At 50.3% G+C, this 22400-nt stretch carries 14 protein-coding genes; 4 read left to right on the forward strand and 10 right to left on the reverse strand.

The window, feature by feature from the left end:
• The first annotated feature begins 515 nt into the window (after nucleotides 1-515).
• Nucleotides 516-9176 carry a type I polyketide synthase gene (locus NDI52_RS08195; protein ID WP_190774875.1) on the forward strand — a complete coding sequence of 2887 codons (8661 nt, stop codon included), beginning with the start codon at nucleotides 516-518 and terminating at the stop codon, nucleotides 9174-9176.
• A gap of 70 nt (nucleotides 9177-9246) precedes the next feature.
• Here the strand turns inward: NDI52_RS08195 and NDI52_RS08200 are convergent, their stop codons facing one another.
• Together NDI52_RS08200 and NDI52_RS08205 are read right to left on the reverse strand one after the other, a co-directional pair.
• Nucleotides 9247-10170: a lysylphosphatidylglycerol synthase domain-containing protein gene (locus NDI52_RS08200; RefSeq protein WP_190774876.1), complete on the reverse strand. Its 924-nt coding sequence runs from the start codon at nucleotides 10168-10170 to the stop codon at nucleotides 9247-9249.
• A gap of 254 nt (nucleotides 10171-10424) precedes the next feature.
• Complete coding sequence (locus NDI52_RS08205) at nucleotides 10425-11441, reverse strand: TOBE-like domain-containing protein (protein ID WP_190774877.1); 1017 nt, start codon at nucleotides 11439-11441, stop codon at nucleotides 10425-10427.
• A 517-nt stretch (nucleotides 11442-11958) separates the two neighbouring features.
• Here NDI52_RS08205 and efp point away from each other — a divergent pair.
• A complete protein-coding gene (efp, locus tag NDI52_RS08210; protein ID WP_190774878.1) occupies nucleotides 11959-12516 on the forward strand; it encodes an elongation factor P in 558 nt (185 codons plus the stop codon).
• An 83-nt stretch (nucleotides 12517-12599) separates the two neighbouring features.
• Nucleotides 12600-13091, forward strand: coding sequence for an acetyl-CoA carboxylase biotin carboxyl carrier protein (accB, locus tag NDI52_RS08215; RefSeq protein WP_190774879.1), 492 nt, complete (start codon nucleotides 12600-12602; stop codon nucleotides 13089-13091).
• A 467-nt stretch (nucleotides 13092-13558) separates the two neighbouring features.
• Here accB and NDI52_RS08220 read toward each other — a convergent pair whose 3' ends face one another.
• The 8 genes from NDI52_RS08220 to NDI52_RS08255 all read right to left on the reverse strand — a co-directional run bounded on the left by NDI52_RS08220 (nucleotide 13559) and on the right by NDI52_RS08255 (nucleotide 20339).
• Nucleotides 13559-14425 carry a hypothetical protein gene (locus tag NDI52_RS08220; RefSeq protein ID WP_190774880.1) on the reverse strand — a complete coding sequence of 289 codons (867 nt, stop codon included), beginning with the start codon at nucleotides 14423-14425 and terminating at the stop codon, nucleotides 13559-13561.
• A 123-nt stretch (nucleotides 14426-14548) separates the two neighbouring features.
• Nucleotides 14549-15982, reverse strand: a complete 1434-nt coding sequence (locus NDI52_RS08225) for an MBOAT family protein (RefSeq protein ID WP_190774881.1) — start codon at nucleotides 15980-15982, stop codon at nucleotides 14549-14551.
• Between the two features lie 763 nt (nucleotides 15983-16745).
• Complete coding sequence (locus tag NDI52_RS08230; protein WP_190774882.1) at nucleotides 16746-17171, reverse strand: hemerythrin family protein; 426 nt, start codon at nucleotides 17169-17171, stop codon at nucleotides 16746-16748.
• Between the two features lie 114 nt (nucleotides 17172-17285).
• Nucleotides 17286-17489, reverse strand: a complete 204-nt coding sequence (locus NDI52_RS08235) for a hypothetical protein (protein WP_190774883.1) — start codon at nucleotides 17487-17489, stop codon at nucleotides 17286-17288.
• A 17-nt stretch (nucleotides 17490-17506) separates the two neighbouring features.
• Nucleotides 17507-18391: a DUF4388 domain-containing protein gene (locus NDI52_RS08240; RefSeq protein ID WP_190774884.1), complete on the reverse strand. Its 885-nt coding sequence runs from the start codon at nucleotides 18389-18391 to the stop codon at nucleotides 17507-17509.
• A 193-nt stretch (nucleotides 18392-18584) separates the two neighbouring features.
• Nucleotides 18585-19124, reverse strand: a complete 540-nt coding sequence (locus NDI52_RS08245) for an ATP/GTP-binding protein (protein ID WP_190774885.1) — start codon at nucleotides 19122-19124, stop codon at nucleotides 18585-18587.
• 73 nt (nucleotides 19125-19197) lie between these two features.
• Nucleotides 19198-19569, reverse strand: a complete 372-nt coding sequence (locus NDI52_RS08250) for a roadblock/LC7 domain-containing protein (protein ID WP_190774886.1) — start codon at nucleotides 19567-19569, stop codon at nucleotides 19198-19200.
• Between the two features lie 215 nt (nucleotides 19570-19784).
• Nucleotides 19785-20339, reverse strand: coding sequence for a protoglobin domain-containing protein (locus NDI52_RS08255; protein ID WP_190774908.1), 555 nt, complete (start codon nucleotides 20337-20339; stop codon nucleotides 19785-19787).
• Between the two features lie 679 nt (nucleotides 20340-21018).
• On the opposite strand from NDI52_RS08255, the gene NDI52_RS08260 reads away from it, so the two are divergent.
• Nucleotides 21019-22029, forward strand: a complete 1011-nt coding sequence (locus NDI52_RS08260; RefSeq protein WP_190774887.1) for a glycosyltransferase family 2 protein — start codon at nucleotides 21019-21021, stop codon at nucleotides 22027-22029.
• Nucleotides 22030-22400: the final 371 nt, after the last annotated feature.

A 22400-nucleotide genomic window follows, 5' to 3' on the forward strand; every position in this document is an offset into this window, starting at 1 on the left:
TTCAGCTACTGATACTAGGCTTACACAAGCTCGCGCCACGTAACCTACAGTTGTCGAGGGCACAAACACACCCAATCATGCGTCAGTACAATGTCTGTTGATTTATCAACCAGGAATTAACCGTTCCAGAAAAAACTGTCTGCACAATGGCTATTCTCGGTATTGCAGAATGAGCATGAATTTTGGGTGGCAGACCTGTATTTTTTTACGCGAGATTTCTATCTATTCAGCTGTTTTCTTTTTGTTCCATTATCAAATAGAGGAACGCATGGAACGTAGAATCGTGATTCCATATTTCGTTTCATCTCTCTACAGTATTTAGGACAGTTTTTCTGAGGTCCTCCAATGTTGTATGTATGAAGTGCACACAACGTTCAGCTCTACTAATGCATTCAGCAATGTATTTTTTGGCGTTAAAGTTGCTTTTGAGCAAGCGCAGGGAGTGCTATAAAACTACTGATAAAGGCGTTTTCACAACGTAAAATTGGCTGACTGGGAAAATATAGGAAACCGTGATGGAAAAGGGCGATCGCAATCAGAACACGACATCATCACCCATTGCTAACCCGTCGCTGCACCCCGGTATTCCCCTTCCCTCAACGTTTGATTGGACGTTGACCTTGCCCGATTTGCTCCTGCGCGCGGCGAAGTCATCTCGGGGCATCACTTATTTGGGTGCTGATGGGCAAGAACGACGTCAAACGTACCGTGAATTGTTGCTACGGGCTCAATGCATCCTGAGAGGACTGCAGGCCAGGGGGGTACAACCCCAAACAAAAGTGATTGTGCTATGCCCTCAAAGTGCTGATTTTTTGGCTGCTCTGTGGGCCTGCTTTCTGGGGGGCTTTGTACCTGTACCTGTACCCGTGGCACCGGATTATATGACGGACAATAGTAAGTCCGCGATCCTGCGTGGCGCATTAGCGCTGTTGGATGATCCAGTCATTGTGACCGAGCGACAGTTAGAGAGGGAAATTCGGGAGTTTTGCGATCGCACCCTTGTCCCATCAGCCCAAAACACCGTTGGGGAGAGTGAAGGATCGCGCCAAGGAGCTTCCAAGGTTCTGCCCAAATCCCAGCATACGGCTTCTCTGGTACGGGGTGAATGGATCTGTTCCATTGAAGATTTGGAGAGCTATGCTCCCCATGAGGATTTTTATCGCCCTGATTTAGATGCATTGGCTCTGCTGATCTTGACCTCAGGGAGTACCGGTTTGCCAAAAGGCGTGATGCTGAGTACCCGAAACTTGCGGGTCAGCACCTACGGTATGGCTACGGTCAACGGGTTAACGGCAAATTCCATCCAGCTCAACTGGATGCCTTTAGAGCATGTAGCCAGTATCGTTATGTTCCACCTCACCCCCATCATGCTGGGGTGCGAGCAGATTCAGGTGGCCAATGAGTGGGTGTTGCAGGATCCATTGCGGTGGCTGGATGTGCTGGAGCGCTACCGGGTAACTGCCACCTGGGCCCCTAATTTTGCCTATGGATTGATCAACGATCGCGCAGAAGCTTTAAGTCAGCGGCAGTGGAATTTGTCGACGATACGTTGGATGGGCAATGGGGCGGAAGCTGTCGTAGGCAAGACGACTCGTCGGTTTCTGGAGTTGCTGGCTCCCCATGGTTTGAGCAAAACCGCTGTTAGCCCCGGCTATGGTATGTCAGAAACCTGCTCCGGCATTGTTCACTCCCACAACTTTGCCGAAACCATTGCTCAGGATGAAAATGCTCTGGTGGATTTAGGCGAGCCAATTCCTGGTGTGGCGCTGCGGATTGTGAATCACCAAAATGTTGTGGTTCCTGAAGGTACTATCGGAGCCCTGCAAGTGAAGGGAGCAACGGTTACCCAGGGATATTACAACCGACCGGATGCGAATGCAGAGGTTTTTACGGCAGACGGATGGTTCAACACAGGAGATTTAGGCTTTTTGCAACAGGGGCGGCTGACCCTAACCGGGCGCCAGAAGGACGTCATCATCATTAATGGGGCCAACTTCTATAATCACGAAATTGAGGCAGCCGTTGAGGAACTACCGGAAATTGACGTATCGTTCACGGCGGCCTGCGGGGTACGGCGATCGCACGACACAACCGATCGCGTCGCTATCTTCTTCCACCCCATCGATTCCACTCAAGTCACGGCAGATTTATTGGGCCGTATCCGTCGCCAGGTGATCGAGACGATTGGTGTCAATCCAGACTTCTTGATTCCCGTAGAAAGATCTGCCATTCCCAAAACCAGTATTGGTAAAATCCAGCGCAGTCAGCTCAGCCAGCGATTTGCCGCCGGAAAGTTTGATCGCATCGTGGAGGAGATGGCCCAGCTTTGGCGCGATCGCCCCACGTCCACTCAATCTCTGCCCCAGAGCAGGCTGCAACAGGAAATTGCCGCTATCTGGCAGGCAGTTCTGAACCTGCCATCGGTGGGGCTGGATGAAAACTTTTTTGAATTGGGGGGAACGTCTCTAGCGCTCATGCAGGTGATGGCCCAGATTCTGGAGCGGTTGGAACGATCGGTAACAACGGTAGATTTGTTCCAGCATTCAACGGTGCGATCGCTGGCTACTTTTCTAGAACAGGATTCGTCTTCGAACACCACGCTTCAAGAGGCGCAGCAACGTGCCCAACGTCGTAAACCCCAGGTGCGTACAACAGATATTGCCGTCATTGGCATGGCAGGCCGTTTCCCCGGTGCGAAAAACCTGACGGAGTTCTGGCAAAACCTGTGTGATGGAGTGGAATCGATTGCTTTCTTCAGCGATGAAGAATTGCTAGCCTCCGGGGTGCCACCGGAGTTAGTCAACCATCCCAACTACGTCAAAGCCAGCCCCATTCTGGATGATGTGGAATCTTTTGATGCAGAATTTTTTGGGCTGAATCCCCGTGAGGCAGAACTGCTCGACCCCCAGCAACGGCTTATGCTGGAGTGCGCCTGGGAAAGCCTGGAGGATGCCGGGTACGATCCGTTGAGCTATGGGGGGGCGATCGCCATCTACGCGGGGGCCTCGATGAACACGTACCTGCTCAACCACGTTTACCCCAATCGCCATCGCCTCGATCCCCACGAACCTCTGGATACGCTGACCCTCGGTTCTCTGGGAGGGTTTCAACTGACGGTGGCGAATGATAAGGATTATCTGACGACGCGGGTGTCTTATAAGCTGAACCTTCGCGGCCCCAGTGTCAATGTGCAGACGGCTTGCTCCACATCGCTGGTAGCCATACACATGGCCTGTCAAAGTTTGCTGGCAGGCGAGTGCGATATGGCGTTGGCCGGGGGGGTCTCAGTCCATACTCCACAAAAAGCCGGGCATTTGTTCCAGGAAGGAATGATTTTGACGCCGGATGGTCACTGCCGCGCCTTTGATGCCAACGCTCGGGGGACGCTGTTTGGCAGTGGAGTTGGGATGGTGGTGCTGAAGCCGTTGGAAGCCGCGATCGCTGACCACGACCACATTTACGCGGTGGTCAAAGGCTCTGCCATGGGCAACGATGGTAGCCAGAAAGTTGGCTACCTGGCTCCCCGAGGAGAAGGGCAAACCTCTGTGGCGACAGAGGCGATCGCCCTCTCAGATATTGACCCGGAAACCATCACTTATCTAGAAGCCCACGGCACTGGCACCTCGATGGGTGACCCCATCGAGGTGGCCGCCCTGAGTCAGGCTTTCCGCGCCAGCACTCAGAAGAAGCAATTTTGTGCGATCGGCTCCGTTAAAACTAATGTGGGGCACCTCAACATTGCCTCTGGGGTAGTCGGCTTCATCAAAGCGGCCCTCAGCGTACACTACGGCAAGATACCTCCCAGCCTTCATTTCGAGGCACCCAATCCGCAAATTGATTTTCCCAATAGCCCCTTCTTCGTCAATACGCAACTGCGAGATTGGCACCCCGAAGGTCATCCCCGCCGGGCCGGTGTCAACTCTCTCGGTATCGGCGGCACCAATGTACACGTCATTCTTGAAGAGGCAACAACCCAACAAAAGAAGGCAGAAGAGAAACTATCTACCCATCCCCATCTCCTCCCTCTCTCCGCCCGCACCCCACAGGCCCTGACGGAGCTGGCCCAGCGCTATCTGCAATTTCTCCAAACTCACCTCAGCACTAGCCTGGAGGATATTTGCTGGACGGCAGCTGTTGGGCGATCGCCCAACAGCTGCCGTCTTGCTCTCGTTGCCGACTCCACCGAACACCTCCATCGCCAACTTCAATCTCTTCTCTCCTCTGCTCTACCGCCCTGCTCCCCTACCGCCCTGCCCTCTCAAGTTGCCTTTCTCTTCACGGGCCAGGGTTCTCAATATTCTGGTATGGGTCGTGAACTGTACGATCGCTATCCCCTGTTCCGTGCGGCAATTGATCAGTGTGCTGAAATTCTTCAATTCCATCTAGATCAACCCTTGGTGAGCCTCCTCTATCCCTCACGTCCCGAAATAGCGGGGGAGTTGGCTTCTTCTGACGTGTTGAATCAGACGGCTTACACCCAGCCTGCCCTATTTGCGTTGGAGTATGCCCTGGCCCAGCTTTGGAAATCCTGGGGAATTCAGCCTGCTGTGGTAATGGGGCATAGTGTTGGAGAGTACGTCGCCGCCTGTATTGCCGGAGTTTTTACTCTGGAGGATGCGTTGACGCTGATCGCCGCTCGTGGACGCCTGATGCAAGCTCTCCCCAGCAATGGTGGAATGCTAGCGGTGATGGCCGCTGCGGATGTTCTCCAGCCCTGGCTAAAACGGTATCCGGGAGTGGCGATCGCCGCCCTGAATAGCCCTGAGAACTCGGTTCTCTCGGGGCCTTTGGAGAAACTGGAAGCCTTTGCCCACCACCTGAGTGTTGCAGGAATTAAAACAACGCCTCTGTCCGTGTCTCATGCCTTTCATTCGCCGTTGATGCAGCCCATGGTGGCCGAGTTCCGGGCGATCGCCACTCGGATTGCCTACCGTGTGCCCACCCTGCCATTGGTTTCGAACGTTACCGGAGAGTTCGTTGGCCCTGAAATTGCCACAGCCGAGTACTGGTGCGATCACATTTGCCAGCCCGTACAGTTTGCTCGCAGTGTCGAAACGTTGTGCCGAGCCAACTACCGGTTTCTACTAGAGTGCGGCCCCAAGCCGGTGCTGTTGGGTATGGCGCGATCGGTTCTAGCTCACCGATCGGATGCTCAACTACTTGAAGTCGAGGACCTTAGCCCAGATGACCTCCCGAATCCACAGCTTCTTGGGGCGGCTGAGGATTTAGCGATGCAATACCTGCCCAGCTTGCGGCCTGCTCAATCGGAAATTCAGACTCTCCTGCAAAGCCTGGGGACGTTATATGAAGCTGGGGAGGCGATTGAATGGTCTGCTGTGCTGGATGGCATAGAGGCTCAACGGATCTCTCTGCCGACCTACCCGTTTCAACGCCAACGTTACTGGTTAGATGCTCCAGGGACTGTCCGTTCTACCCATCCACACTCTCAGCCTCAAGGGCTTGGGGGGCACCCATTGCTGGGGGGTCGCTTGTCTCTGGCACTCGATACCGTTGTGTTTCAAAGTGAGCTGCGAGATACACAACCGGCCTGGCTAACGGATCACCAGGTCAACGAGACCGTTATTATGCCAGGAACCGCATATGTGGAGATGGCGATCGCCGCTGCCAAAACCCTCTGGCCTGATCAGCCGATAACTCTAAAGAATGTCACAATTTCACAACCGCTGCGGCTATCGGATGCTCCTCAAACTCTCCAAACTCTACTCAATCGTCAGGCTCAAGGTGCAACCTTCCAGATCCTGAGTGGCACTGGGGATGAATGGACATTGCATTGCTCTGGGGAGCTGGCGTTGGAGCCAGGTCAAGCAGAACCGATAGATTTGCCTGCACTCCAACGGCGCTTGATGGACATGCAGGTTAGCCCATCTTCCAGGGGGCCTAGGTCTGAGGAAGTTGTGCAACATTACCAAACTTGTCAAAAACTGGGGTTGAATTATGGCCCTTCGTTTCAAGGAATTCAACAATTTGCATCTCACGATGGCGAAGTCTTGGGTTGGGTAAAAGGGCCAATTAACTCATCTGTTCCCCCAGAAGACCTTCGAAACCAAAGCCATAGAGGGGAGTATCACATTCACCCGGCTTTATTGGATGCTTGCTTCCAAATGGTTCTGGCGGTGTTGCCAGAAAGCGAACGCGCGACCTATCTGCCTGTGGGTATTGATCAACTTCAGTACTTCCATCCCATCCCTGAAGCCGTATGGAGTTATATCCAGCTTCAGCCGTTACGAGAGGATAAAGCCTTTGTCACGGCTACTGTGTATCTATTAGATGAGCGGGGGCAGGTGCTCATCAAGGTGGATGGCTTAACAGCCCAGCGAGTTGAGGCTGGAGCCTTGAGTACTTCCATGACTCCTGTTGCGGAACCTAACCCGGCGGATTGGCTGTATGAGGTGGTTTGGCAATTGCAGCCTCTTTCCTCTACAACCTCCCTATCACCTGCCCAATGGTTACTGGTACCCGGTGCCCCCTCTCCCCTCACCGATGCCCTGGCCCATGCACTAACGGCCCAACAACAAACGGTATGGACCCAAACAGGAGATCCCGCAACCTGGCAGATGGCTCCTAAGGCTCTGTCCAATATTCAACATGTTCTGTACCTGGCAGATGGAGGAGAATCCAGCCCAGCGCAGGCCCTGCGCCATACCCAAACGGTGTTGCAACTGGTACAGAAATTGGTTGCGGCTACGAATCCACCCCGGTTGTGGATCGTTACTCAGGGCAGCCAATCCGTTTCATCCATTGACCCGATCGATCCCAGTGCTTCTCCGCTGTGGGGGTTGGGGCGTGTTATTGCTCTGGAGCATCCAGAACTGCGCTGTACCCGAATCGACTTAGAGCACGATAATTTCGATCCTGCTCAGTTCTTTCAAGAACTGACCAACACCCCCCTGGAAGATCAGGTTGCGTTTCGGCGGGGGCAGCGTTATGTTGCACGTCTGGCTTCCCCGATCGAAAAGCCCACGATTGCAACAGACCGACTGGGACGGCAGCTCCACATTTCCCAACGGGGTACTCTTGAAAATTTGACGTGGCAGCCCGTGGCTCGCAGGGCTCCAGCGGCGGGCGAGGTAGAAATTCGGGTGCGAGCTACGGGGCTGAACTTTCGGGATGTGCTGAACGCGCTGGGATTGTACCCGGGTGAAGCTGGACCGTTGGGGCTGGAGTGTGCTGGAACAGTGGTGCAGGTTGGCGAGGGTGTTGCTGATCTGCACGTTGGGGATGCGGTTGTCGCGATCGCCCCCGCCAGCTTCAGCGATTTTGTCACCGTTGATGCCCGGCTGGTTGCCCCCAAACCCGAATTTCTTAGCTTTGCAGAAGCGGCTACGATCCCTGTGGTGTTTCTCACAGCCTATTACACCCTCTTTAAGGTGGGGCAGTTAAAGCAGGGCGATCGCGTTCTCATTCACGCGGCTGCCGGAGGTGTCGGACAAGCCGCAATTCAGCTCGCACAGCTGGTTGGTGCAGAGATTTTTGCGACAGCCTCTCCCAGTAAATGGGAGTTCTTGCGATCGCTCGGTATCCAACACCTCTACAACTCACGCACCCTGGAGTTTGCCGATCAGATCCGTGCTGCGACCCAGGGTGAAGGGGTTGACCTGATACTTAATTCTCTAAATGGAGACTTCATTCCCAAGAGCCTGTCTCTCTTGAAATCAGGTGGACATTTTTTGGAGATTGGGAAGGCTGGAATCTGGCGATCGCAACAGGTCGCTGAGGTTCGGCCCGATGTCGCTTATACCGTAGTGGATTTAATGGAGATGACCCAAGCTGATCCTGGGCAGATCCAGTCTCTCCTACAGGATGTGCTGCGTCTGCTGCAGGCTGGGAAGCTTCACCCCATTCACCACCAAGTACTGGCAGCCAAAGATACTATCGAAGCTTTCCGCACCATGCAGCAGGGGCGGCATTTAGGGAAACTGGTAGTGACCCCTACTTTCAGCCCACGGCCCGATGGTTCCTACCTCATCACGGGTGGTCTGGGAGCCTTAGGGTTACAGGTGGCCCAGTGGCTTGTCGGCCTGGGTGCTCGTTATGTGTTGTTGATGGGTCGCTCCGCCCCGTCGGTAGAGGTAGAACGGGCGATCGCCACCCTTCGCCAGACGGGAGCTACCATTCACATCCTGACAGGAGATGTCGCTGATGCAGATGGATTAGCCATGCTTCTACAACCCTACCTGCATTTCTCCTGGGGCAGCGCAACTCCACCTCTGTGCGGAATCTTCCATGCTGCGGGTGTTTTGGATGATGGTAGTTTGCTTCAGCAAACTCCAGAGCGGCTGGCTCAGGTGTTGCTTCCAAAGGTGCAAGGGGCCTGGAATCTTCACACCCTGACCCATGCGCAACCATTGGATTGCTTTGTGCTGTTCTCCTCAGCGGCGGCTTTGCTCGGGTCCGCTGGACAGGGGAGCTATGCTGCTGCCAATGCCTTCCTCGATGCCCTGGCCCATTTCCGGCAAAGCCAGGGATTGCCCGCCCTCAGCATCAATTGGGGAGCCTGGGAGGGCAGTGGTATGGCGAATGATCCGGTGGTGCGAAAAAACTTGGGCGATCGCGGTATCCAATTCCTTGCCCCAGAAACGGCCCTCACAGTCCTGGAACATCTGCTCAGTTCCTCATCGGCACAAATCAGTGTATTGCCGATTGATTGGGCTCAATGGACGAAAGCGGAGGGGGTTCCTGCTTTTCTAAAGGACATCGTGACCTCCCATGCCCGTCCTGCTGTCTCTGTGCAGCCAGCAACAACCTCTGCTCTAACTCAGCAACTCGAACAGACTGAGCTGTCGGCTCGTCCTGCTTTGATCACCCAGTACGTGCAAACTCAGGTGGCCACCGTTCTCGGAATTTCAGTGACTCGGCTCGACTCCACTCTTGGCTTCACAGAATTGGGGTTGGATTCTCTGACCTCTGTTGAGTTGCGTAATCGCCTACAAACGGAGTTGGGTCGCCCTTTACCCATCACTCTACTGTTTGATCACCCTACTCCTGATGCTCTCGGTACCTATCTCATCAGCCTGCTTGTTCCGGAGCTTACTTCCGTGTCACCAACTGACCCTTCACCCAACGCCACTGGGGATTCCCTCCAAACCCTGAACGAAATTTCTGATGAGGAAGCCGAAGCTTTACTGCTGGAGGAATTGAGCCGCCTTAATCTTTGAGTTGGGGATGTAGCAAAGCGATATAAGTAAAAACTGCCACTATATAGCCTTTGTCGCGTTTGTCAGGGCATCAAGGTTGCTTGGCGAGTTTACCGACACCCCATCCGGCGATCGCCCCTAACGCTTCTGCCAGGGTACTTACCAGGCGATAACAGGCAACGGCACTTAGGATCACAGCTGGGGTGAGCTGAGCTGGCAGGAGGGCGATCGCCGTCGCCTCAAATACGCCAATTCCCCCAGGAGCGCCGGGTACCACTAACCCTAACAACCAGGCAAAACTAAAGGCACTAAACACCGGTAACACTTGCTCAGGAGGAATTGGGGCAAATGCCAACACAATCCAGATAAAACCTAGACTCCGCAACCCGAGAAAAATCAACTCTCCGATGAGTGGCCAAACCGGGTAGCGCTGCAACCCAATCTGCTCGACTTGCTGTGCTTCCACTGCCATACCTTCATCGGTGCTGGCTTTTTTACGACTGAGCTTGTGCAACACCGGATTCAAAATGCGGGGATGCACCAGGGCCAGAGCGATCGCCAAACTCAAGGCTTGTAGGCCCCATCCAGCCTGTCGAATTCCCAGGAGCCCGACCAGGAGGGCCGAGGCCGCCATGAGCAACGGTTCTAAGACAACGCTAACGATGGCGATCGCTAATGGAACCCCCACTTTTTGGGCTGCCCACACCCGACCATAAAAATGCCAGACATTTCCCGGCAGATATTTGGCAATGTTTGTGGTGAGATAGGTACGGATGCTCCAGGAGGCAGAGGTAGACTGGCCCAGGGCCTTCAAGATCCAACCCCATACCCACCCTGTCCAAACATGCGCCAAGAGGGTTGTGAGTAGGGCGATCGCTAACAACTGCCAGCCTCGTTTGTCCAACCGAATTGCCGCTACTTCATGCCAGTGCTGCCGCACCGTACTGGCCAGGAAGAACAGCGCTGCCCCTAAAATGAGCCAGCGTAGAAGGGGTTTGAGCCGTGCGATCGTCAATTACGTTCTCCATTTCTCCATTCTGGACTTTAGACGAATAACACTGACTTGTACCAGATTCAATAGGAAGCTGTGCCTTTTGCGTCCTGATGCGCCAGGGCGTAGAAGGCACAGCTTCCTACTAATTCAATTGGCTTGCATAGTTAGAGACGCCAACCTGCGTATTCATCTCACATGCGCTGAAACGCTTGTAGTAGTAGCATTGCGTGCAAGGCACATACCACAAGCGTTTCAGCGCATCATGAATAGGCGATCTAGATGGAGTAGTAAAGCGGGAAGGCGCGAGCTTCCTTGGGCTTAACGTACACCCGTTGTTGAGGGGCGAGTTGTAGCTCATCAAAGCGATCGCGCGTCAAATGTGCCGTCACCACTTGACCATCATCTAGAATCAGCTCGGCCTGCACTTCCCAACCCAGGTGGATAACGCGATTCACCCGAGCCGATACCGTTGAGCCGTTGGGCTCTACTTCTACTACCACATCCTGAGGTCGTACAAAGACTTCTGGATGGGGTGACTCAAACCCATTCCCTTCAAAAATCCGGGATGTGCCCGGTAACACGTTCACTGGGCCGATGAAGCTCATGACAAATGCCGTTGCAGGGTTGTCATATATCTCTGCGGGGGTGCCCACCTGTTCCACGCGCCCCTTATTCATCACCACAATTTTGTCGGCAACTTCCATGGCCTCTTCCTGGTCATGGGTGACAAACACTGTGGTTACATGCACCTCATCATGCATCCGGCGCAACCAGGCTCGCAAGTCCTTGCGAACTTTGGCATCCAGAGCGCCAAAGGGTTCGTCGAGCAGCAATACTTTGGGTTCTACTGCCAGAGCACGAGCTAGAGCCACACGCTGCCGCTGGCCCCCGGAGAGTTGGGAGGGGTAGCGATCGCCCAGCCCTTTCAACTGCACCAACTCCAACAATTCTTCCACCCGTCTCTGGGCCGCTTTCTTGGGTGTTTTGCGCAGACTCAGGCCGAACGCAATATTTTCCCGCACGTTCATGTGCTTAAACAGCGCATAATGCTGAAACACGAACCCGATATTGCGCTCCTGCACAGTCTCGTAGGTCGCATCTCGTCCTGTCAGGATGATTCGCCCGGCGTCTGGAGTTTCTAGCCCTGCAATGAGACGTAGCAGAGTAGACTTCCCAGACCCCGATGGTCCCAACAATGCCACCAATGACCCAGTCTCTACTTCCAAGTTGACCTGGTCAACCGCCTGGAATGAACCAAAGCCCTTGGAAACCTCCTGAACAACGATGCCCACAACAATTACCTCGTGAGATAAGCGAGAATATGCTTCACCAACCCACACTGCTGTCTACGGCGGAGACAAACTTTAGGGTTTAGATGAGCTCATACTCCAGTTTATCGATGTATTTTTTGTAGATTAGTTGGATTTGGAGCTCTCCGTCAATTGGCACTTGCAAATTCTCACGAAAATATGTGTAGTGTCAGCGTCTCTTGAAATTCGCAAAATTCGAACATTTTCGTTCTGGCGCAGGGAAGCTCAATCGTTCCTATTGTCAGAGCTTAACTGAGTAAAAGCACAAAGTCTGAATGAAAGCCAGCAATTCTCAGTATGGGCATCAAAGCCAAGAGTTCACGCCCGTAGGGCGTGAACTCTTGGCTTTGATGCCCGAAAACCGCGCGCCTTTGGCGCGCGGTTTTCGGGCCTAATTTCAAAATGAGAATTGCTGAATGAAAGCGATCGTTCATGTCTCAAGCGCACAACAAGCGGTAAAATTAGATGCCGATTGTTCTCCCACAAATCAAAGAGATTCATGATTTCCAGCAACGACTTTCGTCCCGGTGTCAGCATCGTGCTAGATGGTAACGTCTGGCGGGTAGTTGAATTCCTGCACGTAAAACCGGGGAAGGGCTCTGCATTTGTACGCACGAAACTGAAAAATGCACAGTCGGGCAGCGTGATTGAGCGTACATTCCGGGCTGGTGAAACCGTACCCCAAGCCATCCTCGAAAAGAGTGTGATGCAACACACTTATAAGGAAGGTGATGATTACGTTTTTATGGATATGGAAACCTACGAAGAGGGACGACTGACGGCGGCGCAAATCGGCGATCGTGTCAAGTACCTCAAAGAGGGCATGGAAGTCAGCGTGGTTCGTTGGGACACCCAGGTGATGGAAGTGGAACTACCCAACTCCGTTGTTTTGGAGGTTACTGAGACTGATCCCGGCGTTAAGGGAGACACCGCAACGGGCGGTACCAAGCCTGCTAAGGTTGAAACTGGAGCTCAAGTTATGGTGCCCCTGTTTATCTCCGTTGGCGAACGCATTAAGATTGATACCCGGAACGACTCCTACCTGGGCCGAGAATAGGCAACGGTGTGGGAGACCCATGATGGCTTGTTGAAGCAAGTCGTCTCTTATAAAACTGCACGATTAGATTGAGCGGATAGGACGTGGAATTGAACTGGAACGAACTGCGCGAGCTGCTGTCTACCCTGAGTCAGACCGATATTGCGGAGCTGAACTTAAAAAGTGGCGATTTTGAACTGACGGTACGCAAGGGAGGTGTTTTTAGCGATCGCTCCCTCCCCGTCGAACCTGATCGGGGTAGTGTCGTTCCTGCCTCCCTACCCGCTCCTGTTCCTGTCCCTTTGCCTGCTGCTACTTCAGCCCCTGCTCCAGCTCCCCATGCCAACGATCGGCTTATCGATATCGTTGCTCCGGTAGTCGGTACGTTCTATCGAGCTCCCGGCCCTGACGAGGCGTCCTTTGTGGAGGTGGGCGATCGGATTCGTCTGGGCCAAACTGTCTGTATTATTGAAGCTATGAAGATCATGAACGAGATCGAGGCCGAAGTAGTCGGAGAAGTTGTCGAAATCCTTGTGCAAAATGCTCAGCCTGTGGAGTTTGGCCAGGTTCTAATGCGTGTTAACCCAGGGTCATAATTTATAGGCCTGGATCTTGCACCAGAACCCAGAAGTGTAATTCTTCAGCCACGTTGTTGTGGAAGAATTATACTTCTGGGTTTTAGTTTTAGAAATGTGCAAAATATAAGCTATATCTATCCACTCAACATGAAGATATCTCTCATGTCCTAGCTTTGTCTGGTTAAGGTATGGAACGGAGGCATCTTCATGTCGAGTTGATTAGACCTTGCGCATTGTTGTTGTATGTGGTGGCTCGCACACTGTATACAACAAAACTGTTGAGTTCGGGTTAAGGGTTCTTTCGAGGGCGTGCCTTGCACATCCCTGAAAAAACATTTTGATGGGCGCTCTGCGAATACCAAAATGGGCACTTGAGCTTTCCTCAAATTGAGGTTAAATATAGCAGACGGTGGTATAAGGCACAAAGTGTCCTATACCACCATACTTAATGCACTTGCCCATTGCTATCTATGAAAAATGTAATATTAAAGCGGCAAAGCTGCAGCTTTTCTTTTGAAGTACAGAGAATACCGATTGCCACTTGCTTCTGTTAGATGAATGCCATCTGTTGTCTGATAGTTACCGCAATTTGGCTGTTTGATATAAAGGTACTGTTTCTGAGGAAATTCGACGTAGAAGCGCTTCCTAATGGTTGTAGCGCGTGGCATAGTACAGAGTTCTTGATGCACTGGCATCTCGAAGAAAACAACTGTTGTACCTTCTTTTTCAAGCTTCTCAACAGATTGCTTTAATCTTTGAAATAGTGGATCTAATCTCTGCTTCGAAGGTTTCGTCTTGTAAGCTTCCCTTTGTTGGTTGAGAACAGCCTTATAAGCATCTGTTTCATCTATCTGATCTTCAGCCATCTTAAAATTCACAGCAGTTTTCTGCCTTGGTCGGGTAAAGCCTCTAAGGACCCCTACAGGCTTATTCCTATCTCTGAGCAAGGGTACGTACTTCTTCAAGTTATACGTAGCTGGTCCAAATAAAGCCTCTGTAAACAGGTCTCCCTCTACCTTCAAAATGTTGTTGATTTCTATAAAAACTACCCTTGGCTTCTCCTTGGGATAATTCACAACATCCAAACCATCGAATATTCCCTGGCCACCAAAGGCAAGATTATAAAAATTTTTAGATAGGAGGGATTCAGAAATTTTTTGTGAAAGAGAAGTACCTAAAATGACATTCTCTTCCTGAATGTTAGGAACGCTATAAAGGTAGTCTTGTGCACGAATTAAATTATTGTCTCGCTGGCTCTGATAAGTATCCAAATCCTGTGGTAGAAAATTGACGATGATAGACCACAACAGAATCAAAGCAATTGTTACCGTCAACGTTTTACGTATCATCATGGCCAGTGCTTCTCGCTCAATGCTTCGGGAGAAATTGACAAGATACCAGGGTCCGTTTTAGTTATTTCTTTCATGCATTTTCTGCACGAAAAATAACTTTTTCAGTGAGCTTTAAAGCATTCTTTAGAACTGGAAGTAGATAAAATCTCCAGAAGAACCACTATTTGAAATCAACATAAAAAGCATCGTTCCATAAATGATAGGCTCAAGTCTCTGTAAGCTCTTGTAGCCAGAACTATTCTTTCCTTCCTTATAAAGATATAGAAAATGATAAATCACTACAGGAAGTGAATAAATTGCAACGAAGAACATAATGTCTATATCCTGATTTAGAAAAAAAACATTATGAATCATTGCTTGTAGGTACTTGATTACATGGTCAAAATTGGGTAGCTTAAATAGTAACCATCCAAAGCTGACCGCTGTAAATACTAAAATTCCTTTGATGATAAGAATAACGTTTTTTGGAAGATTCAAAGGTTTTGGATTAAAGCTTTCCTTTAAAAAACGTTCAGAAGCGAGTAATGCGCCATGGTATGTTCCCCACACTGCATAGCTCCAAGCTGCACCATGCCATAGTCCTCCTAGCATCATCGTAATCATTAAGTTGATATAGGTTCTGACTCGACCTTTCCGATTACCTCCCAGGGGTATATACAAATACTCCTTGAGAAAATTAGATAGGGAAATATGCCACCGCCGCCAGAATTCAGAGAAAGATGTGGAGATATAGGGGAACAAGAAGTTGTCCATTAGCCTATATCCAAACAATGCGGCAAGGCCAATAGCGATGAGGGAATACCCTGCAAAATCGGCAAAGATTTGCATTGAGTATCCAAACAAAAGTGTTAGCAACCCAGATAAGGAAACGTTAGAAAACCAGGGATAGGTGATCCAATAGGTTTGCTCTTTGAGGTTGTCTGCAACAACCATCTTCAGAAAATACCCGGCCACGAGATTCCTAAAGCAGAATTCCCATTCAATATTGGATAAGAACTTAGATTTTATCTGAGGTAAAAATTCATGGGCTTTGACAATAGGCCCAGCAACCAGCTGTGGAAAGAAGGCTTTAAATAGCGTTACTTTAGCCAGATGTGTACTAAATTTGTTTCCATGGCTTTCTGTTAAAACTAATTCCTTGCCCGTGAAAGTATCAATAACGAGGCTAATTCCCTGGAAGGTGAAAAACGAAATACCAATTGGTAGAGGAATTGATACTAAAAATTGCCCAATTGTTGATTTGTCCTCAAAAAAAGTATGGCCAATTAAAGGGCTATACTTAAAGAAACCTAAAATTGCAAGGTTGAGCACAACTCCTAGCGTTGCATATATCTTCCTGAGGTTTTTATCCCCTGTAGTTGTAATGCCATAGCTGGAAATAGCATTAATAGCAATTGATAGGAGTAGAAGCAAAAGGAGTGCAGGAAAATTCCAAGCATAAAAAATAAAGCTTGCAATGATTAGTATAAGGATTTGCAACTTTTGCTTCTTTGTCGAGTAGTACAACCCGAAGGCGATCGCAACCAATACAAAAAAATTAAAACTCGTAAAAAGCATTCTTTTTTTGACCGCCTAGCCTAGACAAATTGATCCGCTTCAACAGAAAATTTGGCTCGAGGATGTTTCAGATCTGAAATCAACGTTCTGAAATAGCCTTGAAATAAGGAGTTGTACCTAACGGCGTAGATACTCTAGGAAATTTAACATAAAAGTGAACAGCCTATATTCTTGTCCTCTAAAGCCAATGCTTTTCAAAGACACTATCACTTCAGGAAATCAGAATAGAGGAGAGTGTTTAGATGCATGGATGGGGTGTGGTGAAAGGAACACGAAATGCCCCTTTCACCACACCCCATCCACATGTTTGAAACCTGACCAGAACAAAGGTATTATTTCAGCCTTAAATCCCCTTATAGCGGCGTGTAAGGGGATAGCCGAGTGTTGTGAATGGATTTGCCTGCTTATATAAGGTGAAATGCACCTGTTACAAGTAGGTTGATTACAAAGGAGGAGTGGCGTGCGACGCACGCCACTCCTCCTTTGTAATCAACGCCTGTGGTGCTACGCGCTTAGAAACAGGAAATTCATTGTTGAAAAGCTTTCCGTGGCCTTTCAACAATGAACCGTTCTGGCTAGGAGTAAACAGCAAAGAGCAACCTATATTTGAAGGTGGGCAGGCTTCAGCCGTCGATTACTAAGGATCACGAACAAAATAACCTGTAATTCTTGTTGTGAGAAGGGCGGCTTTGCCGCCCCTCTCACAACAAGAATTACAGGTTAATAAATACGCGATCCTAAGTTGCGTCAGGCTATAAGCCCTCTATGACGTAGGAAGAACCGTTTTTGGCTGCCTGAGGCATCGGCCAATCTCTGTATCAATATTCATAATGTGTCCTACCAGCCAGCGGGACAGCTCATCGTAAATCTGCTGGGCAACGGCTTCGCTGGCGTTGCTCTGGCGATATTGCTCGTGTAAATTACCAAAGGTTTCAATGAAAGCGGCATGCGCCTTCTCATTGGTGTCGGCCATAGGGCATTGGTGCTTGGCTGCGCATTTTTCTTCGTGATCAAAATGCCACTCAGCATAGTACTTAAGAAACATAATCAGCTTTTTAATAGCATTTGACCCCTGGCCCTGTTCAATCGCCTGAGCCAGATCATTCACTGCCGCGATCAGTTCCTTGTGATGGGCATCAATCATTGGGACGCCAGTGCTGAGGGAATCGTTCCAGGCAAACCGTTGCATAAACACTCCTTGAATCGCAGAGAGGAAGAAAGCATGCCTAATCTAGGGAGGTGATGGAACACCAGAGCCGTTATCCCTAGATTGCGCAATGGTGAGAGAGGCATAGCCGAAGGGCTAACGGCATGCCAATCTATCCAGGTAGATGTAGAGGTAGAAGGCCGGAATGAGTGGCAGCCACAGAGCCGAGGGAACGCTGACGTGCCAGAGTTGGAGCAAAATCCAGTAAGCGCTTCCCCAAAGGCTGGTAGATAGACCCAGCGGGCTGGCAAGAAACTCTACAAATTCGAACAACCCGAGTAAGAAATCGAAGATGAGCATAAGACCTTTGGGAAAACTTAGAGTTTGCCTTTCAAGAAGCCAACCAAATTCTGTAGAAAGGATTGGCTAACCCCGTGGCCTGCTGGTACTGCTTCAGTTTGTGCCGAGTGGGATCCAAAGCCACTGATGGGAGCATCTACGAGAGGTTCTGGATCTGGCATGGCTACCAGGGGCTCCGAAACCATCGGCACTTCTTCCGCCAAACCCACTACCGTTAGCCGAAAAGCCACCTGCTGTACTTTTTCGACGGAAATCTGAAGCTGTTTGGCGATCGCCCCCAACGCCACTGTTCCCTTAGCAAATTCCCAGACCTGCCACTCTGTTGGGCTGAGCTTGAACTGTGGCTGACCATGAATCACACTAACCAGGGCTGAGGAGGGATCGGGTAGCTTGTCCAGTAAGGCTGACCAATCTTTTAGCGCTCGCAGTCCTGCTAGCGTCACTTCGGTTGCTGATGCATTTAATCCTGTCAATTCAGCTACGGGAATTGGTGCTTGTGGATCAAACTGAAACCAGCCATTTTCTAGTTCAAACAGGGCACAGACCTGACGCATGACCTGGGAGTAGAACAACAACTTGAGTTGTTCAACAGTTAATGCTCCCTGGGTTTTTAGGCAAACTCCGGCAGGAGTTCCCACTGTGCAGTTTTGAGTGAGCCGGTTAGCCGCTCGCTCTCCCAACCAGCCTCGCTGATTAATCAAGCGCATTAAGCCTTGCTGGTCGAGAGTATTGGAGGCAGCAACAATGCGCCCCTGCTTAAACCAGATGTAGTGATTGCCTTGTTTCGGTGCTTGCGGTTCCAACAGGGAGCAGATGGTCAACAACCCCGATTTCGTTCCCTGTTCCAAAATTTGGAAGAGTTCTGCTAAGGAAAACTCTGATAGATAGCCGGTAATGGTCATGACACATCTCACCTAGGTAGTCGCTGCAATGGATTTGAGAGAGATTTGAGATGTTGATTTTGCGTGGCTGATTAATCTACAAAAAATCAACATTTCAAATGGGGGCTGATGGACAGGGCTGGGCTTATGCGCTGACCTGTAGATGCGACGCTCTGAGAAAGGTTGGTTTGGGCCGCGCACGCAACATCAACTATTAGACAAGACAGCCCTGCATAGAATGTTGGACGAGGGTAATGATGGCTTCGGCAACGGAAGCAGATTCCGTGGGATTAACCGTAATCATTAGGGGACGGGTTTCAGGGAGGACGTAGCCCAGGGCGATCGCCACGTTCTCGGCTTCCCAGGCTCCCTCGCAGTCTGTATGGGTGAGGCCGATGATCATGGGAATTTGCGATCGCTGTTTCATAAAAGCCAGAATGCGGCGCGAGTGGCGAAACTCCATGGGACGGTGGGCCGCAATCAGCAAGATATACGCGTGAGCTTTGCGGATCAAAATGTCCCACATAAAGTCGAAGCGCGATTGTCCAGGAGTTCCGTAGAGGTGCAATGCCATTTCTGGCCCAAACTGGAGGCGGCCAAAGTCAAAGGCAACGGTGGTGCGTTTTTTGATGAGTAGAGTTTCGTCGGTGGCGTGGCGATCAGTATCGACGACCTCAATTTCGCTAACAGAGCGAATAAACGTGGACTTGCCCGACCCAACCGGGCCAGTCACCACAAGCCGCATGATTTCCATGGAAGAGACCGATGAAGGGATAGGGGTGAAGAAGGTGGCGGAGCCTGGGACTCCGCCACAGCGAATCGGAACTTTACATCATGAGTAACTTCAATTCCCCCAGGGTGCGCTTGATCTCAAGCATCAGTACACCCTGCTTGGCCGCTTTGCTGGCCAACACTAGGAATACGGCGTCTTCGCCGCAGCTGGTCAGCACGCCGTAGCCCTGATCTCCTTCTACGTAGATTCGATCAACACCACCCCGTGCCAACTCTGAACCAATCCGCTCGCCCAGGGACAACATAGCGGCAGACATCGCTGAAACCCGTTCTTCATCCATACCTGCGGGTAGGCTCGTAGCCAAAGGCAGACCATCGGGGGTTACCAGGGCTGCCCCTTGAACGTCACTGGTAGCTGTGACGAACTGCTGCAAAACCATATTCAACTTTTCGGTGCTAATAGCCATTGTGATTTCCTTTGTTAGTGGGAGTGAACGGAAGTCAGGAGAAATAGAGGGTCAACAACTTCTGGAAAATTAACGAAATAGATAGTGTTGGATCATAAGCCTGGTAGGGTGTTTGAAACGTTCATTTTTCGTATGCTGTGTACGGAAAATAAAACCCTCATTAAAACGTTTCAAACATCCTCTAAAAGAGATTTTCAAGGATGAGCCTGGTGCTCTTACATTGCTCCAGCACCTGTTGTAATTAAGCGCCGGAATAGGCCCTCAGTCCAGCCTGTTTCTTTCAACACAGCCGTTGAAGAAACTTCAATGTAAGCCTGTTCAATAAATGCCAGGTCGATCATGCAGATCTTACCCAGGGCATCGCGTAAATTTTCAGATTTACCATCAGCGATCGCTCGCTTACCAGCCTCATGAACAACCGTTGCCATGGCTGGAACGACGTGCTGAGGACCAATGCCAATCTTGACGTGAACTAGACCGATTTTCCAGCGGCGATCGGCGTACTCGTCTCCCCAATTATCCATGCCGGTAAACATTTCGTGAAACCACAGAACGAAGGTTTCTTTCAGCCGATGAACCCGACCTTCAGAGGCGTTGAGGATGACGCCCATTTCCGGGTCACGTCCCATATAGCTGTAGAAGTGATCGGACATGTCAGAGGCAATTTCTAATCCCCAATTTGCATTACTTAATAGAAGCTCTTTATCAGCGGTAGAAAAGTCCATTCGAGCTTCCATCTTTGCCATGAAAGTGTGAGGATCTAAAACCATGATGACTCCTGTAGAGCGGATAGATTGGATTGCATTGAATTGATTTAAGCTCATCCTAGTCAGCTGCACCAAGATAGCTGTAGGGAATATCCACGGATTTTTCTGAGCGTTGTGTTTCGGCTTTATTCTGAAGAAAAATAAAATAAATTACTAACAAATTGATTTAGTTTGCGAGTTATAAAGTTATCTGAAGAAGTAGCTTTGAGCAAATCTTAGAGGCCAGCAAACTAACGCTAACTTATGCCTAAATCTATGAAAGTCCTTTGCTGGTAGCTTTTGCCGATGTATTAGAGATTTGATCGGCCTTGAGAGAATGACTTCTTGTAATAATTAAATGAATTCTGTTTACATAAGTTAGCCAAATAAAATGGAAATAGATTGGGTAGGCCTTCCCCAAAATATGAAAGCTGCGTTAAGCAAATTTGATCTGGACTGAATAAAATTCAAACTCGCCCCATGAAATATAGAAAGGTTTACATCCTAGCTCTTGAAAAGGCTCCGTATCTTTGCTGACCATATTGGCAACTTAAAGTTATGACAGACTGTTCTACATTTTCTGTTAGGGCAAAAGATGAAAGCAAAGCCCCCACCTTCTGCCCTGACAAAATCTGGCTAACTGACTCATCCATCGAAACCGCTTCTCCGGTTTAATGGTGGTTAGCTCATGAGTCGCCGTGCTATGGATACTTCTCTCATCCCTAAAGGTCAACCCCAACCGTCCCTTGATGAAGCAACTCGCCCGCTAAGGCTGTCGGTGGTGGTACCCGTTTACAACGAGGTGGAAAGCTTGCCCCGATTAGTGGAGGCGATCGCCACAGCCGTCCAACCCACCGACTTCGACTATGAAATTATCTGTGTAGACGATGGCTCCCGAGACGGTACTACGGCACTGCTGCGGGAGCTGGCCCTGAGCCGAAGCGACCTGCGAGGTGTGCTGTTGCGCCGGAACTATGGCCAGACCGCTGCGATGGCTGCAGGTTTCAACCATGCCCGGGGAGATGTAATTGTTACTCTGGATGGTGACCTGCAGAACGACCCCTCTGACATTCCTATGCTGGTTGAGAAGTTGGAGGAGGGGTATGACCTGGTGAGCGGTTGGCGTAAGAATCGGCAGGACGCTGCTCTAACTCGCCTCCTACCATCAAAGTTGGCCAATGGCTTAATCGGTTGGGTCACCGGGGTAAAGCTACATGACTACGGTTGCTCCCTCAAGGCATACCGTTCTGAGTTGGTCATGGATATGAATCTGTACGGTGAACTGCACCGTTTCCTGCCGGCCCTGGCTTTCATTGAAGGGGCACGAATTACGGAAGTGCCTGTGAAGCATCACGCCCGTCAATTTGGTCAAAGCAAATATGGGCTGGGGCGTACCTTTCGGGTGTTGATGGATCTGTTCACCATCGCCTTTATGAAAAAGTTCCTTACCCGACCCATGCATGTGTTTGGTGGCTTTGGGTTGGCGTCGCTAGCGTTGGGAATTCTGCTGGGTAGCTATCTCACCTTCTTGAAGCTGGTATTGGGGCAAAGTATTGGCGATCGCCCCCTCCTCATTCTGGCGGTAGTACTTTTCCTAACAGGGGTACAGCTGTTCAGTTTGGGCCTGCTGGCCGAGGTTGCTATGCGCACTTATCATGAATCCCAGGGGCGGCCCATTTACCGGGTGCGTGAAGTCGTTGAGCAAGACCGTTGAAAAACGGCTACTTTTAGTAGAGATTGACCTTAGTTATTTTTGTAGAGATAGGAGAAGAGGTTGGGTGCGTCGCACTCAACCTCTTCTCCTATTTAGAGCCTTTTTGTTGTGTGTTGTGCTTCGCACAACACACAACAAAAAGGCTCTAGTCCTGAGCGTATCAGAAGTGCCTGATGGAGATTATGACCTGTGATACTTCCAACATAGGTCGATTATTATGACCGCTAAGTTATTCCTCATAGTATAATCACTTCAATTTTTGCTCCCCATGGTTCTGTGTGGCAGCAGAAATAAATGTAGATCTGGCTTGGTTATGAGGATTTTGCTTTAAGCAATGCTCTTGTATAAGACATTGCAGTTGATGCGTCAAA

The organism is Leptolyngbya sp. PL-A3 (genome assembly GCF_039962325.1).
Lineage (GTDB): Bacteria > Cyanobacteriota > Cyanobacteriia > Elainellales > Elainellaceae > Vacuolonema.

Coding starts and splice junctions, on each gene's coding strand:
- NDI52_RS08195 (WP_190774875.1), top strand. CDS start 516: ATGGAAAAGGGCGATCGCAATCAGAACACGACATCATCACCCATTGCT.
- efp (WP_190774878.1), top strand. CDS start 11,959: ATGATTTCCAGCAACGACTTTCGTCCCGGTGTCAGCATCGTGCTAGAT.
- NDI52_RS08260 (WP_190774887.1), top strand. CDS start 21,019: ATGGATACTTCTCTCATCCCTAAAGGTCAACCCCAACCGTCCCTTGAT.
- NDI52_RS08235 (WP_190774883.1), bottom strand. CDS start 17,489: ATGCTCATCTTCGATTTCTTACTCGGGTTGTTCGAATTTGTAGAGTTT.
- NDI52_RS08240 (WP_190774884.1), bottom strand. CDS start 18,391: ATGACCATTACCGGCTATCTATCAGAGTTTTCCTTAGCAGAACTCTTC.
- NDI52_RS08220 (WP_190774880.1), bottom strand. CDS start 14,425: ATGATGATACGTAAAACGTTGACGGTAACAATTGCTTTGATTCTGTTG.
- NDI52_RS08245 (WP_190774885.1), bottom strand. CDS start 19,124: ATGGAAATCATGCGGCTTGTGGTGACTGGCCCGGTTGGGTCGGGCAAG.
- NDI52_RS08230 (WP_190774882.1), bottom strand. CDS start 17,171: ATGCAACGGTTTGCCTGGAACGATTCCCTCAGCACTGGCGTCCCAATG.
- NDI52_RS08250 (WP_190774886.1), bottom strand. CDS start 19,569: ATGGCTATTAGCACCGAAAAGTTGAATATGGTTTTGCAGCAGTTCGTC.
- NDI52_RS08225 (WP_190774881.1), bottom strand. CDS start 15,982: ATGCTTTTTACGAGTTTTAATTTTTTTGTATTGGTTGCGATCGCCTTC.
- NDI52_RS08255 (WP_190774908.1), bottom strand. CDS start 20,339: ATGGTTTTAGATCCTCACACTTTCATGGCAAAGATGGAAGCTCGAATG.